Here is a 14,541-nt window from a genome sequence, read left to right as displayed (position 1 = left end):
CCTCACATCTAAGACCACTTCCACGACGATTTTGCTTAAGGAGATAGGTATGACGGGACGACTGCATGTGCAAAACTTACCGCTAACCCGTTTATTGCCATCGCTTGGACTCCAGGATCCGCTGATTGAATCCCCGAACCTAGCACCTCGACGGCCCATTTCGGCGATTCGCCTTGAGCAGGGCCAGTATCGGCTCTCGTCGGTTTTCTGGGGGCTGACACCACCCTGGCTGGAAGTGCTGGATCACGCACCGCATTGCGCCCGCTCTGAAACCCTGGAATCACGTGCAATGTTTCGCGATGCTTTCAGCGCACGCCGCTGCGTTATTCCGGTGAGCGGTTTTTATGTATGGAAAACCCAGCCACGCAGCAAACAGCCTTTTTTAGTGACTCAGGTGTCCCGGGCACCGCTACTGTTAGGCGCTTTGTGGTGCCGCTATCACACTACCTTAACGGCGTTCACCGACTCCACTGCCTTGATTACCGTGCCCGCTAATATTCTGCTATCACCACTAACGGATCGCCTGCCAGTGGTCATTCCCAATCATGCGCTATCCACTTGGCTCAACCCCGATACCGATACTGAAACGCTTAATTCACTACTAGCGCCCGCCCCTTTGGAACTGTTGGGCGCTTTTCCGGTATCTAAATATGTCAATAATCCCGCCTATCAGTCATCGGCTTGTGCCCACCCCACCGGGTCGATGCTGCGCTGGGCTGTGTCTCAGGAGCTGTAATGTTGCAATCCCCTTGTTTCAAGCACTGGCATCACCTGCCTCAGCGTGCACTGCTCGGTGTCATCATAAGCCTATGGGTAGCGCCGCTTGCGTTAGCCGCCGACACTGAGGCCGTTGCTGACACGGACGCAGTGGACGCTGTTAAAGAAACAGTCATCCCGATCACCAGTCCTTATGACAGCCGCGACTACCGCGTATTGACGCTTGAAAATGGTCTCAATGTGCTATTGGTCAGCGACCCCGAGGCAGATAAAGCAGCAGCGTCAATGAACGTCCGTGTGGGCAGCGCGCAAGACCCTGATGATCTTCAGGGCTTGGCACACTTTCTGGAGCATATGCTGTTTTTAGGCACCGAACCGTATCCAGAATCCGACGGCTACCAGCGCTACATCTCCAATAACGCCGGTTCTCATAACGCCTTTACCGCGCAGCAGGACACCAACTACTTCTTTGATATTGAGCCATCGGCACTGCAGGGCGCGCTTGACCGCTTCAGCGAGTTTTTCCTTTCACCGCTGTTCAATGCGGACCACCTGGAAAGCGAGCGCAATATTGTTCACTCGGAGTACATGGCGCGGATCCGTGACGAATCGCGGCGTGAAAACGATGTCCTCAATCAGCTACTCAATCCTGATAATCCCACCACCGGCTTTGCCGTCGGTAGCCGCGAGACATTAGCCAGCCCACCTGAGGGCGAAACACCTCTGCGCGAGCGAGTGATTGACTTTTATCACCGGCATTACGACGCCAATGTCATGAATCTGGCCATTGTCGCGCCCCAACCACTGGATCAGCTGGAAGAGTGGGTCGTTGAACGCTTTGCCGCTATTCCCGACAACGACTTGAGTGTGCCGACCATAGAAGCGCCATTAGTGGAGGCAGATACCCTGCCCCGCTATATCGAACGCCAATCGCTGCAAAACCGACGCCAGCTACGCTTCTACTTCCCAGTGCCCGACCCCACCGACGACTACCGTACAAAGCCAACACAACTGATCGCCCACTTACTCGGCGATGAAGGCGATGGCAGCTTGCTGGCGGTACTGCGCGATGCAGGGCTTGCCGACGGTCTTTCCGCTGGCGTTGGCCGGGGCGACGGAAACGAGGCACTGTTCACTGTTTCCATCAGCCTGACCCCGGCGGGCGCCGAGCGCCTGGACGATATTGAAGCCACCCTGTTGGCGGCCATTGAGCAACTGCGTAACGACGGTCTCGCCGAGTGGCGCTACGAGGAGCAGGCAGATCTTAACGAGCAGGGGTTCCGTTTCCAGCAGCATGGCGCACCTCAGCAGGAAGCGACGCGCCTCTCCATGAACCTATCGCGCTACCCGGTAGAAGATGTGCAGTACGCGGCTTACCGCATGGATGGCCCTGATGTCGAGCGTCAACAAGAGTACCTGGACGCACTAACGGCGGATAATATGCTGCGCTTCTACTCAGCGCCGGACGTAGAGAGCGATACTGTATCCCCCTGGTTTAACACTGAGTGGCGCGAGCAAACACCCGACCAGCCGGGTCAAGCCTTAAGCGGCTTAGCACTGCCCGGCCCCAACCCCTTTATCGCCAATGATTTAACCTTGCTGGAAGGACAGGATGATCACCCTAGCCTGCTAATCGATACGCCATCGTTTACCGCCTGGCACATGCAGGCTGCGCGCTTTAATACCCCCAGCGTCGAGTGGCGTGTCAGCCTGCAAAATCCAACCGCCAGCTACTCCGCCCACGAAGCGGTGCTTACCCGGCTGCTCGCCAGCTGGCTTAACGATAGCCTGAATGAATCTCTCTACCCGGCGTGGCTGGCAGGCCAATCGTTTAGCGCTTACCCGCACTCCCGTGGCATGACGCTCTCATTCTCAGGCTGGCGGGATGGGCAAACGCCCCTGATCGAACAGGCGATTGAGCAGCTTAAAAATGCAGAGATTGACGACGGCGCTTTTGAGCGTGTGCGTTACCAGCTGCAGCGTGAATGGCGCAATGCCCCTCAGTCATCGCTGTATGGACAAGCCAGCCGAACACTGGGCGAAGCCTTGCTCACACCGCAGTGGTCCACTGCTGAACTGCTCGCCGCCAGCGAACGCTTTGAGCGTCACCACCTAGAGGATTTTCGCCAACGTTTTCTGGATGACCTCTATGTCGATGCCATGGCAGTCGGCAATCTTGATGCCGAGCTGGCTCGGGAACAAGCAGAGCTGATACGCGCTGAGCTACGCCCACGTTTAACCCGCGAGGAGATACCCAACCTAACCCCACTGGCGGTAAATGAAGAGCACACCGTGCTACACCCTCATAGCTCGCGAGATGAATCGTTGGTGCTGCGCTACCTGCAAGCTCGTGACCAAACCCCTGAAGAGCAAGCAACGACCAGCGTGATTGCTCAGTGGCTGGATACGCCGTTCTACCAGCAGCTGCGTACTGAACAGCAACTCGGCTACATCGTTAACGCTCGCTATTCGCCCCTTCTAGAAGCACCAGGCATTGCGTTAGTGGTGCAATCGCCAGATGCCGACAGCGATACGATTGCCGAGCGGATGGATGCGTTTCTTGAGGACGCTGGCCAGCGTCTCGATCAGTTAAGCGACGAAGCGTTAGCGCCTCACCGCCAAGCAGTTCACGACCAGTTGCGCCAGCGCGACACTAGCTTATCAGGAATGGCCAACCGCTACTGGCAGGCAACGGCCCTGGAAGACGTGCGCTTTGACCGCCGCGACCAACTGGCGGATTTAGTGCTTAACGTTAGCCTTGATGACATCAAGGCCCTTTGGCCATCGCTACGCGAACACATGCTAGAGGTGCGTTTTAATCCAGGCGATGAACCCAGCGATGTCAGCGATTATCGGGAGGCCCGCTCACCATTGCCCAACGTGCGTGAACAGCAAGCCGCCCCGTAACATTTAATCGTAACGACTCGTTATTGATAGCGGCTCAGGCATCAAACGCCTGAGCCGGCATCATAGCTTCCACGAACATGACTAGTTCTTCCAGAATCTGCCGCTCGCGATCAGTGAGCGTTTGCTGATTGTACTGAGCGATCTCTCGCGCAAACGCCTTTAACGTAAAACCCGCTAGCGCAGGGTCATTAATGCGCATCCAGCGATACGCATCCCACTGCTCACGCTCCTCGCCTTCCAAGGTGTCGGGGTAGCTGCGCGCACGAAAGCGAAACAGCATTTCTTCCAAGCGTGGATCTTGAAATGCAAAACGCTGCCCCACCAAGTCCCACGGCTCCATTTCACGCACACGCTCCATCTGCTGGCGGTCAGCGGCGGAAAAGAAGCTGCCTGAATAGAGCATTAGATCCGGGTCTTGTGGCGCATCTTCATAGCCTGCGTTAAATACCTCTGCGACCTTTTCAGCCACGCCGCTGGCATCACGCAGGGTTTTCCAATGCTGCCGACAAGCCGTCACATCCAAGCCTAAACGTTCAACGATAGAGCCATACTCACCCTTTTGCGGCCCATCGACATCTTTTAAAGCACTGGCAGGCAAGACCACCGGGCAGCGGTTGATATGAATCACTTTCAGCGGAATGCGTACATCGCCTTCTGCCAAATCTTGCTGGCTAACAAACACACGGTCACGAATCTGTTCTACCGACATACTGAGCATATCGCTAGGATCAACGCTTAAGTCGTAAACGATGACCCCGTTGGGGTTGGTCGGGTGTTCAGCCAACGGCATCACCAAGGCGCTGCAGCCACGGCTAGCAGGATAACGACGGGAAATATGTAGCAGCGGTTTGGCATTGGGCAAGTCGAGCTGTTTAGCCACCGCGCGCTTACCGCGCAGGCCGAGCAAGTAATCAAACAGTTTCGCATTGCGTGCTTTGAGAAGACGCGCCAAGGCGATTGTTGCGCGCACATCGGCCACTGCGTCATGAGCCCCTTCATGGGCAATACCGTTCGCTGCCGTTAAGTGCTCAAGCTTAAAGCTGGGCGCGCCATCTTCGCGCAGTGGCCACTCGATGCCGGTAGGCCGCAACGCATAAAAAGCGCGAACCACATCAATCAAATCCCAGCGGGAATTGCCGTTTTGCCACTCACGGGAATAAGGGTCGAGCAGGTTGCGATAAAACAGGTGACGGGACACTTCGTCATCAAAGCGCAGGCTGTTGTAGCCGACTACGCAGGTGCCTGGCTCGCTCATATGGCGCTGAATTTCGCCCGCGAACTCTGCTTCAGGCAAGCCATGGCGTTGGGCTTTTTGAGGAGTGATACCGGTGATTAAACAGGCGGCGGGTTGCGGTAAATAGTCATCGGCCGGTTTGCAGTAGAGCTCAATCGGGTCGCCGATCTCGTTCAATTCGGCATCAGTGCGCAGGGCTGCGAACTGGGCTGGGCGATCGCGACGCGGGTCAGCCCCGAAGGTTTCATAATCATGCCAGAGAAAACTGGCAGGGGCAGCATTGGGTGGCGCCATGAACAAACACTCCGCTGGGCAATGAAAAGCCCAAGCGTAGCACACCCGCCACCCCTTTCGCCGCGTCTTACGCGCTTTGATCTAGCGCTTAATACTCGCTCTCAAGTCAAGATCCGCTCTTGGGAAGCGTAACGTTTAGCTCCAGCACGGAGCAGTTGTCTTCGCTATCCAATGAAATCTGAATGGCATCGTCATCTACATGCACGTAACGGCGAATTACTTCAAGCAGTTCGCGCTCAAGCAGCGGCATATAGTCGGGCTGACCGCGCTGGCTACGCTGATGCGCCACAATAATTTGCAAACGTTCTTTGGCTACCGAGGCGGATTTCCTGCGCTCACGCTTCAAGAACTCCAGCAGTTTCATCGACGACCTCCCCCGAACATGCGGCTCAGCAGGCTTTTACGTTGCATTTCGTGGAAACGCAGCGGCATGTCTTCACCGAGCAGGCGAGATACGGTGTCGCTATAGGCTTGGCCCGCGTCACTCGCGATATCGTGAGTCACTGGCACGCCCTGGTTGGAAGCACGCAGTACGGCTTCTGACTCAGGAATCAAGCCCAACAGGTTGATCGCCAGAATTTCACGGATATCGTCCAGCGTCAGCATGTCGCCGGAGGTAACGCGTTCCGGGTTATAACGGGTAACCAGCAGGTGCTCCTTGATAGGGTCTTCGCCCTGCTCCGCACGCCGGGTTTTAGAGGCAAGCAGCCCTAAAATACGGTCAGAATCGCGCACTGACGATACTTCAGGGTTGGTAACCACGATGGCTTCATCGGCAAAATACATCGCCAACTGAGCACCACGCTCAATACCGGCGGGTGAATCGCAAAGAATGTAATCGAAGTCTTCTTTCAACTTCTCGAGAATTTCCGCGACGCCTTCCTGGGTCAGGGCATCTTTATCGCGGGTTTGAGAAGCCGGCAAAATAAACAAATTTTCGACGCGTTTATCACGAATCAGCGCTTGATTAAGCCCCGCTTCGCCTTGAATCACGTTGACTAAGTCATATACCACACGCCGTTCACAGCCCATGATGAGATCAAGATTACGCAGACCTACATCAAAATCGATGACGACGGTTTTTTTACCGCGCAGCGCAAGCCCTGTGGAAATTGCCGCCGCACTGGTGGTTTTGCCGACCCCTCCTTTACCAGAGGTCACTACAATTATCTTGGCCAAGAGTCACTTCCTTCTTGAAGTCGTTCTTCGCGAGCGCGAGTCATTTGCCGCTCTGCGCATAACGGGAACGTCAATGTCATCAACAAGCCATACTGTAACGGATAGCGTCTTCGGCGTCGCTAGTCATGAAACACCAACGCAGCCTCATACCAATACATTAGCCTAATGGCTTAATTTCAAGCTGTTCTTTTGTAAAGTGAACTTCTGTGGGACGGCCCAGAAGCTGTGCATCAATATCTTCGGAACGTTTGTAATTGCCTGCCACTGACAGCAACTCGGCTTCCAACTCACGGCAGTAAATACCCGCTTTGGTATTGCCATGGATACCCGCTAGAGCACGGCCACGCAGCGCACCGTACACATGAATACTGCCAGCCGCTAATACTTCCGCCCCCGCATTTACCGCACCAATCACGACCAAATCCCCCTCAGAAGCACTAACCTGCTGCCCCGAGCGAACGGTGCCACGGTATAAGCGAGTGGCAAGTGCAGGAGCGTCCACGTCGCTTATGGGAGCCTCTTCACGGCTGACTTCCTGCTCAGCGGAACTGTTAACGCTTTCGAGTACCCGCGGGCGCCCCTCTTCAACCGGCGGGAACCAACCCAGCCCCAGCGCCCAGGCCGACTGACGCACAGGCTCAGCGCCACCGCGCACTGCTACCGGCAACAACTTATGGTCGCGGCACACGGCGCAAATACGCTCAAGGGCTAAGTGCGGTTCATCTAGCTTTTCCACGCTGAGCACAACCGGTGTATGCTGAAAGAAAGCAGGCGATTGGGAAAGTTTGCCAGCCAACTGCTGCCGGATTCGTTCCGGGTCAGCGCTACTTAGCTCCATGACGGTCATCGGCAGCATGCCGCCTTTGAAGGTAAAGGCCACTGCGGCACTATCCACGTTAAGGCTCATGGCCGAACTCCCTGTCATGTTCAGATAAGATAAAGGTAGCGTACTATCATGCATTGTGGTCTAGAAAATAGTCGCTTACCACACCATGCTTATTACAAGATAGTAAGGCCAAGCTAAGCGACAGCGCCGGTGACTGCAACCGCCGCATTGCTGACTAACGATTTTTTTCACGCTACGCACCAGCAGGATGATCCATGCACGGACTGTTAAGACGCCTGTTCGCACCTCGGTGGCAGCATCCCGACCCCGAAGTACGTCGTCAGGCCCTCCAGCGACTCGACCCTGAACAATCAGAACAGCGCCAGGCGCTGCAGTCGCTCTCTCAAGATCCCGATAGCCAGATACGCCTTGCTGCGCTGCTGGCGTTGGATGACTGCGCAGGCTTAGTCGATGCTTATCCGCATCATCAGCAAAATGAAGCCTGGTTCAATGCGGTTTGCCAACGGCTAAGCGGGCGTGAAGGCCATACCGACCTGCAGCAGCGTCAAGCGCTGGTTGAGCTTGTTGAAGAGCCGCGAGCGTTAAACGCGGTGGCCTTACAGGCCGACAATCTAACATTACGCTTAATGGCATTGAGCAAGCTTACTGATGAGAACGACCTGATACATCAGGCCTGCCATAACGGCGTGGCCGCGGTTCGTCACCAGGCTGCTGAGCGCATTGAGGATGAAGAGGGACTCAAACGCTTATTGAAAGAAGCACGCCGTGACCGCCAAGTGGTTCGTTTAGCGCGGGAACGCCTTAACCGCTTACGTAGCGATGCGCAGTGGCTAGAAGCTGAAGCACAGCAGCGTGAAACACTGCTTAGCCAACTGGAACAGCATGCCCGCGCACCGTGGGAGCCGCTTTACGGCGGCCGTTTCCGGCATCTTGAACGGCAATGGGAACAACTCACTCAACCGCCAAGCGTTGAGCAGGAGCAGCGTTTTCACCAGGCGCTGCTCAATTGCCGCAAAACATTACACGATCATGAGACTCAAGAGCAGGCTCGCCAACAGAGCGCAGAGCGCCGCGACGAAGCCGAAAACACGCGCGAACAGTTACTTGAAGGAATTGAAGAAACCCTCGACGGCCTACGTCACGCGTCTGCCATGACCGTACAGGACATAGACAGCCTGCGCGCTCAGCGCCAGCTACTCGGCCAACGCTGGCAAACGCTTTCCGATATGCATCCGCCGAGCGACGCTATACGCCAGCGTTATACAGTAGCGATTCAACACTACGATCAATGCCTGGAAGCTTGGCAACGCTGGTGCGTGGTTAGCGCCAATATGGAAACAGCGCTGGCTAATGGTGACCACGCCACCTTGGCGGCACAGGTTAGCGAGTGCCAATGGCCCGACACGTTAACGCCCCCCGCGCTACTGGGCCGTGCCCATGCGGTACTTAGCGACGAAACTACCGCCCCATCGCCTCCGGCGGAAGATCAAGCCACACTCACGACCTATGCGGGCGAACTCGACTCCTTTGAACACTTGCTAGAACGTGGCGCCTTCAAAAGCGCCAGCCGCCTACACCAGCAGCTTAAACCTCGTATCGAAGGGCTAGAAAGCGCTGCCGCTCAACCGCTCAAAACTCGCTTGAAGCACTTAGCAGCACGGCTAGCGGAGTTACGCGATTGGCGTGGATTTGTCGCCGGACCAAAGCGTGAGCAGCTCTGCGCCAGCATTGAAGCGCTAGCCAACGATCAGCATATGGCGGAAGAAGCGCTTGACCGTCACCATCGTCAGTTGGTTAAAGAGTGGAAATCACTAGGTGATGCAGCGGCCAACCGCGAACAGTCTGCTCGTTTTCGCAGCGCCTCGGACCGTATTCATGAGCGCCTCGCTCCTTGGCGGGATCAGCTCAGCAAGGAGCGCGAACTCAACCTTCAAGCCCGCGAAGCGCTATGCGATCAACTCGAAAGCTTGCTGGCCCAGCCAGCTGAAAACGCCGACCCCGATGTACTGCGGCAAATTCGCGACAAGGCACGCCACCAATGGCGTCACTACAGCCCAGTGCCTCGTGACCGCTCAGAAGCCGTTGGTCGTCGCTTTGGTACTATTCGTCATCAGCTACAGGCGCTAATTGATCAGCGTGCCGATACGATCGCCTCACAGAAACGGGAGCTGATCAGTCAGGTAACTGCACTGCGCAGTGATGACAGCCAACCGTTGGCACAACGCATTCACCACACCAAGCAGCTACAACAGCAGTGGCGAGCGCTCGGGCGAGCCCCCAAAGGCGAAGAGCAAACGTTGTGGCAAACCTTTCGGCATGAGTGCGACCAGCTTTTTGCCCAGCGCGATGCGCATAAAAATGAGCAAGCGGCACGCCAACAACAGCAGCTTGATGAGATGCAAGCGCTCATCAATCAAATGGATAGCTGGCAGCCCATTGAGGCCAGCGAAGCCGCCACATTGGATAACTTTCTAAACCAGGCCAACCAGCTCGAGCCGCTGCCACGCAATCGTCGCAGCGAGGGCATGCAGCGGCGCATGAGCGGCATTGTGCGGGCACGTCGCGAACGCTTAAATCGGCTCGCCGTCGTCAATACGGTTCAGCAGTGGCACACCATTATGCCGCTAGTGAATGCTCACTTGACCGCCGACCAGAATTACCTGAGTGAGGGAACTCCCAACGAGGTAGATGCGCAAGAGTTACTCAGCGCCCCCCTTCCGGCGGCCTTTAAAGAGGCACACGCCATCCGCAATCAGCAGCGCCATCGTGTAGCAGTGCCGTTATCTGATAATGACTATGCCAAGCTGGCGGAGTCTCTCGCCCGATTGAGAGTACATCTCTCTATGCTGGCCGTTGGTAGCGTGCGGCAAAGCGATGAGCCACTGCGGCTAGCCATCCAGGTAGAACGCTTGAACGAGGGCTTCAGCCAGGAGCGCAGTCGTGATGAAGAAGTCACCGATATTCTAGCCGCGCTTTTGGCACTGGGACCGATGCCTGCCGCACTATGGGCTGAAGAAGTAGAAGAGCTGGATAACCTGCTAAGCCGCTTGGCAAGAATTCCCCTGCCTTAACAAATGACGAAATATCAATAACAACGGGAGGCTGAGCGCCTCCCGTTTGCGTTCTCCTCTGAGTAAAGGAGCTAGTGTTTATCAGCCGATGGCGAACCACTAGCCCATAAACTGACCGCCGTTGATATCGATGTTAGCACCGGTAATAAATCCTGATTCCTTGTCGGCTAAGAAAGTGACCAAGCGGCCAATCTCTTCTGGCTTGCCATAGCGCTTCACTGGGATTGTTTCCCGAATGGCTTCACGCACTTTTTCTGGAATATTCATGATCATATCGGTAGCGATATAACCAGGCGATACAGTATTAACCGTAATCCCCTTGGTCGCCGTTTCCTGTGCCAGCGACATGGTCAAGCCGTGCATGCCGGCTTTCGCTGCCGCGTAGTTCACCTGACCAAACTGCCCCTTACGGCCATTGATGGATGAAATATTGATGATCCGGCCATAGCCATTCTCAAGCATCATCTCAATAACACTACGGCAGGTGTTAAAAACACTGTTGAGGTTAGTATCGAGCACTTCGTACCACTGCTCGTAAGACATTTTCTTCAGGGTGCCATCACGGGTAATCCCCGCACAGTTCACTAGCACACTGATAGGGCCATACTTGTCATGAATTTCGCGTGCACCTTCCAGGCAGGCGTTGTGGTCAGAAAGGTCGACACCGGACAATTCGATATTGTTATAGCCGTCAGCACGCCGCGTTTCTAGCCAGGTTTTGGCCTTATCGGGGTTGTGGTAACCCGCGACGACCAAATATCCCGCATCTGCCAACGAACGACAAATTGCCGTACCGATACCACCAGTTCCACCAGTTACCCAGGCGACGGGGGCTTGATTGGCCATTGACTACCTCCCTGAAATGACAAACGGCTTGGGTCTAAAAGCATATAGTTTGTATCACAAGCCATTGTGAATAAGCGCGGTTGCGCTTGTATTACCCTAGTGCATTACTGGCTTGAGCAATGCACCAACGTAAGCTTTTTGTTATAGCTACCTAAGCATAGCTGCACTCCTTTCATGTTGCAGCAGGATGCTCGCTACTGCCATAAGCCGAACGTGTTAATCCCCTTATTGACTTCATGAGAAATCTCTGTAGAATACGCCACACGTTGATGCGGGGTGGAGCAGTCTGGTAGCTCGTCGGGCTCATAACCCGAAGGTCATCGGTTCAAATCCGGTCCCCGCTACCAATATTTTGAAAGGCAGATCAGTTACTTACTGGTCTGCCTTTTTTGTTTCTGTTCGTCTGCAAACTTCCTGTGACACATCTGTGACGTATATGTGACACATTCGCTCAGTTGCTTACGTGCGTAATTTATTCTTGCGACCTTCAGTCAACTACTGGCAGTATTAATCAACTCTCATTTTTCTCATGGTTTTTTTGAATTTCTAGCAAATCACCCACTTCACAACTGAAAAGCTTGCATAGCTTATCCAGTGCATCCAGCTCGATTCGCTGAGCGGTTTCTTTATAAAGAAGCGTAACAGTATTGCGGTTAAGACCTGTTGCACGCGCAACATCCACGATCTTCATTTTGTGCTCACCCATCAAGCGCGCGAGATGACAACGAACCATCAAAATCTCCTGTAAATGCTTTTTGTCATCCTGAATGGCAAAAAATGCTTGCAAATGGTATTTTGCTGTCTAAAATGTCATTCAAGATGGCATTCTGATATTTGGAATGTCTTTTAGTCACACAGAATACCACTCCTTCTGGAGGTTTTCGATGGATTCATCTTATACCTATCTCACGACCGAAGAGCTTGCCCAGCGCATCAAGTACGACTGCCGTACTATCCGACAGCAGCTAAAAGACAGCGTCCTTATCGAGGGCACCCACTACATCAAGCCATTTGGCCGACGGAAAATTTTGTTCTTGTGGGAAGCCGTTGAAAAAGAAATGCTGAAAGCCGCTCATGGCAACATTTCGATTCCGATGGCAAATGGAGGCTATAGCCATGGGTAAGGTTCGCCAACGAAAAGAGACGGGTAAGCTCTATCTGGATTTTTTCTACCAAGGCCTGCGGCTACGTGAGCAAACTGCACTGAAAGACACGCCTACTAACAGAAAAAAAGTGGAGCAATTACTGGCAAAGGTAGAAGCAAAGATTTTGCTAGATGATCTCGACTATGCTGAGTTTTTCCCTGGCAGTAAAAATTTGCAGAGGCTGGGGTTAAATAACCCCGCTAAAAACCAAACTCTTCAACCTGCACAGATCGAGAACACTCAACCGGCTGTGGAGACACCACTCTCTCAACGATTTTTCTGATCAGTGGTTCGACGAGAGCAAAATCCAATGGCGTGCCTCTCACGTACGCAATGTGAGTTCGATCTTGGATAGCTCCCTTAAACCAGCGTTTGGGAAAAAACACATCGGAGATATCACCAAGGCGGACATCCTGGCGTTCCGCACCAAACTAGCCAAGCGCAGGGGCCGTGGTGCCACGGGGCTGGTATCGCCTAAAACGATCAACAGCCATATGTCCATTTTGCGTATGGTGCTCGATGAGGCGGCCGAGCGTTTCGACTTTGAGACGCCGTACAAAAACATCAAGCCGTTAAAGCTACAGAAGACGCATATCGAGCCGTTTTCTCTACACGAGGTGCAACGCATCATCGACAATGTACGCCCAGACTATTGCAACTATTACACCGTGCGGTTCTTTACCGGCCTGCGTACTGGTGAAGTCGATGGATTGAAGTGGAAAAACATTGATTTTGCTAAGCGGGAAATCTTAGTACGCGAAACATTGATCAATGGTGAAACTGAATACACCAAGACCGATGGATCGCAACGAGAAATCCCCATGTTCGGGCAGGTGTATGACGCCCTCAAAACGCAGTACGCCGCCACTGGGCACATGAGTAAGTACGTGTTCTGCAATCAGATGGGACAGCCGCTTGATCACAATAACGTGACAAAGCGCGTGTGGTACCCCTTACTCAAGTCTCTTGGGCTGACCAAACGCCGTCCTTATCAAACACGCCATACTGCCGCGACACTCTTTTTAGCTTCTGGCGAAAATCCAGAATGGGTGGCCCGGATGCTAGGCCACAGTTCAACCGAGATGCTGTTCAAGGTCTATTCCCGTTACGTCCCCAATGCCACCCGTATGGATGGCTCAGCCTTTGAGCGTTTGTTAGGCAACACCACGCCTACCAAGCCCCAGAAGGAGCAGCGTCATGAAACTGCTTGATAACGTCACAACTCACCTGTCTCGCACCTTCACGGGCACTTACCGCCTTACCGGACGCGTGGTGGAGTTTGATAACGCGAAAACGCCCTTCTTAAAGCTGCGGCTGAGCGATTGCATGGGGGATCACATCGCGATGCTCAACTTAAGCAAAACAACGGTACCTGAGCGCATCGGCCATCTGGACTTTGTTACCGCTTCCGGAGTGAAGTGTTTGTCAGGCCAATTCATTCTTGATGAGTTCCGCAAGGCGTCCCGGAATGAAGTGACCTCTATGGTTACCCTGCAATCGTTGCCACGGGTGTACTCCCCGGTGCCAGAGGTATTCGATAAGTTAGTTACGACTGTACAGTCGCTTCAATCAGAATGCCTTCGAGCGTTTTTGACGCGGGTACTGGAACGCAAGGATCGTCTTGAAGCTTTTTTGAATGCACCGGCCAGCGTCAATTATCACCATGCCTACCCGGGCGGCTTGCTAGAGCATTCGTTGAACGTCGCTAACAATGCCGTGGCAATGCTACGTCTTAACGAGCCCGCTATGGCGCGCCTGATGCAGGAAACGTGTTTTGTCGCGGGGTTATTGCATGATATTGGAAAAACCTACACCTACGACTCTAAAGGCAAACCGAATGCCGCCTGTAGCCACGATGCCTTTACCTTAGAAGCCTGCGCTTATGGGCTGGCGTATTTGGATAAGCACGCGCCTGACCTCGCTATCATGCTACGGCATGTGTGGACATGCGCGTCACCGGGTGCACGCTACGGCCAGAAAGCAGCCATAACACTCGCTCGTTATATCCGTGATGCCGACGGACAAAGTACAATGGCCAATAACCAAATACGAGCGTTTCGCTCCAAAAACCACTGGGGCTTCAGTCGTATTGGTCAAAATGTTTTTTGGCGGCCTGAGATACCAGCGTTGCAGCCTCAACCTCGATAGCGCTACACATGCCATCACTTTAATGCCGCCAACGCTGTCGTGTGGCGGTTTTTTTATGCTTTTTCGTTAAACCAAAGCTCTAGCACTCATGTTATTTGGTGACACATTAACGCTTGGCTGACACCCTCTCTTGATAGCATTAGACTGCTTTCC

General features: G+C 54.0%; 13 protein-coding genes and 1 tRNA gene. 8 read left to right on the top strand and 6 right to left on the bottom strand.

Annotation, left to right across the window (positions count from 1 at the left end; translation table 11 throughout):
- Positions 1-49 precede the first annotated feature (49 nt).
- Positions 50-736, top strand: coding sequence for an SOS response-associated peptidase (locus CXF87_RS18270; protein WP_101147674.1), 687 nt, complete (start codon positions 50-52; stop codon positions 734-736).
- A complete protein-coding gene (locus CXF87_RS18265) occupies positions 736-3,624 on the top strand; it encodes an insulinase family protein (protein WP_101147673.1) in 2,889 nt (962 codons plus the stop codon). Before CXF87_RS18270 ends, CXF87_RS18265 begins: the two co-directional genes overlap by 1 nt.
- Before the next feature lie 34 nt (positions 3,625-3,658).
- On the opposite strand, the gene sbcB is transcribed toward CXF87_RS18265, so the two are convergent.
- The 4 genes from sbcB to minC form a co-directional block, all read right to left on the bottom strand.
- Positions 3,659-5,152 carry an exodeoxyribonuclease I gene (gene sbcB, locus CXF87_RS18260; protein WP_101147672.1) on the bottom strand — a complete coding sequence of 498 codons (1,494 nt, stop codon included), beginning with the start codon at positions 5,150-5,152 and terminating at the stop codon, positions 3,659-3,661.
- Between the two features lie 106 nt (positions 5,153-5,258).
- Positions 5,259-5,516 (bottom strand): cell division topological specificity factor MinE, encoded by a 258-nt coding sequence (minE, locus tag CXF87_RS18255; RefSeq protein ID WP_008958737.1) that lies wholly within the window; start codon positions 5,514-5,516, stop codon positions 5,259-5,261.
- Positions 5,513-6,331: a septum site-determining protein MinD gene (gene minD, locus CXF87_RS18250; protein ID WP_008958738.1), complete on the bottom strand. Its 819-nt coding sequence runs from the start codon at positions 6,329-6,331 to the stop codon at positions 5,513-5,515. Before minD ends, minE begins: the two co-directional genes overlap by 4 nt.
- Before the next feature lie 157 nt (positions 6,332-6,488).
- Positions 6,489-7,238 carry a septum site-determining protein MinC gene (gene minC / locus CXF87_RS18245; RefSeq protein WP_101147671.1) on the bottom strand — a complete coding sequence of 250 codons (750 nt, stop codon included), beginning with the start codon at positions 7,236-7,238 and terminating at the stop codon, positions 6,489-6,491.
- 194 nt (positions 7,239-7,432) lie between these two features.
- Between minC and CXF87_RS18240 the strand changes: the two genes are divergently transcribed.
- Positions 7,433-10,249, top strand: a complete 2,817-nt coding sequence (locus tag CXF87_RS18240) for a DUF349 domain-containing protein (protein ID WP_101147670.1) — start codon at positions 7,433-7,435, stop codon at positions 10,247-10,249.
- Between the two features lie 99 nt (positions 10,250-10,348).
- Here CXF87_RS18240 and phbB read toward each other — a convergent pair whose 3' ends face one another.
- A complete protein-coding gene (gene phbB, locus CXF87_RS18235; protein ID WP_101147669.1) occupies positions 10,349-11,095 on the bottom strand; it encodes an acetoacetyl-CoA reductase in 747 nt (248 codons plus the stop codon).
- Between the two features lie 270 nt (positions 11,096-11,365).
- Here phbB and CXF87_RS18230 point away from each other — a divergent pair.
- Positions 11,366-11,442, top strand: a tRNA-Met gene (locus CXF87_RS18230).
- 164 nt (positions 11,443-11,606) lie between these two features.
- Here the strand turns inward: CXF87_RS18230 and CXF87_RS18225 are convergent.
- Positions 11,607-11,882, bottom strand: a complete 276-nt coding sequence (locus tag CXF87_RS18225) for a helix-turn-helix domain-containing protein (protein ID WP_442906379.1) — start codon at positions 11,880-11,882, stop codon at positions 11,607-11,609.
- A gap of 97 nt (positions 11,883-11,979) precedes the next feature.
- On the opposite strand from CXF87_RS18225, the gene CXF87_RS18220 reads away from it, so the two are divergent.
- From CXF87_RS18220 to CXF87_RS18210, 4 genes are read left to right on the top strand one after another with little or no spacing between them, the layout of a single operon-like run.
- Positions 11,980-12,219: a hypothetical protein gene (locus CXF87_RS18220; protein WP_008958743.1), complete on the top strand. Its 240-nt coding sequence runs from the start codon at positions 11,980-11,982 to the stop codon at positions 12,217-12,219.
- Complete coding sequence (locus CXF87_RS22190; RefSeq protein ID WP_232774960.1) at positions 12,212-12,523, top strand: Arm DNA-binding domain-containing protein; 312 nt, start codon at positions 12,212-12,214, stop codon at positions 12,521-12,523. The genes CXF87_RS18220 and CXF87_RS22190 overlap by 8 nt, the downstream gene beginning before the upstream one ends.
- Positions 12,432-13,451 carry a tyrosine-type recombinase/integrase gene (locus CXF87_RS18215; protein WP_332870671.1) on the top strand — a complete coding sequence of 340 codons (1,020 nt, stop codon included), beginning with the start codon at positions 12,432-12,434 and terminating at the stop codon, positions 13,449-13,451. Before CXF87_RS22190 ends, CXF87_RS18215 begins: the two co-directional genes overlap by 92 nt.
- On the top strand, positions 13,438-14,388 hold the full coding sequence (locus CXF87_RS18210; protein ID WP_101147667.1) for a TraI domain-containing protein: 951 nt from the start codon (positions 13,438-13,440) through the stop codon (positions 14,386-14,388). Before CXF87_RS18215 ends, CXF87_RS18210 begins: the two co-directional genes overlap by 14 nt.
- Positions 14,389-14,541 lie beyond the last annotated feature (153 nt).

Source organism: Halomonas sp. MES3-P3E (genome assembly GCF_002836035.1).
Lineage (GTDB): Bacteria > Pseudomonadota > Gammaproteobacteria > Pseudomonadales > Halomonadaceae > Vreelandella > Vreelandella arctica.
This window is presented reverse-complemented; position numbering and strand designations above follow the sequence as displayed.

Excerpts from the sequence above, each read along its gene's own strand:
- CXF87_RS18270 (WP_101147674.1), top strand. The coding sequence starts at position 50 with ATGACGGGACGACTGCATGTGCAAAACTTACCGCTAACCCGTTTATTG.
- CXF87_RS18265 (WP_101147673.1), top strand. The coding sequence starts at position 736 with ATGTTGCAATCCCCTTGTTTCAAGCACTGGCATCACCTGCCTCAGCGT.
- sbcB (WP_101147672.1), bottom strand. The coding sequence starts at position 5,152 with ATGGCGCCACCCAATGCTGCCCCTGCCAGTTTTCTCTGGCATGATTAT.
- minE (WP_008958737.1), bottom strand. The coding sequence starts at position 5,516 with ATGAAACTGCTGGAGTTCTTGAAGCGTGAGCGCAGGAAATCCGCCTCG.
- minC (WP_101147671.1), bottom strand. The coding sequence starts at position 7,238 with ATGAGCCTTAACGTGGATAGTGCCGCAGTGGCCTTTACCTTCAAAGGC.
- CXF87_RS18240 (WP_101147670.1), top strand. The coding sequence starts at position 7,433 with ATGCACGGACTGTTAAGACGCCTGTTCGCACCTCGGTGGCAGCATCCC.
- phbB (WP_101147669.1), bottom strand. The coding sequence starts at position 11,095 with ATGGCCAATCAAGCCCCCGTCGCCTGGGTAACTGGTGGAACTGGTGGT.
- CXF87_RS18220 (WP_008958743.1), top strand. The coding sequence starts at position 11,980 with ATGGATTCATCTTATACCTATCTCACGACCGAAGAGCTTGCCCAGCGC.
- CXF87_RS22190 (WP_232774960.1), top strand. The coding sequence starts at position 12,212 with ATGGGTAAGGTTCGCCAACGAAAAGAGACGGGTAAGCTCTATCTGGAT.
- CXF87_RS18210 (WP_101147667.1), top strand. The coding sequence starts at position 13,438 with ATGAAACTGCTTGATAACGTCACAACTCACCTGTCTCGCACCTTCACG.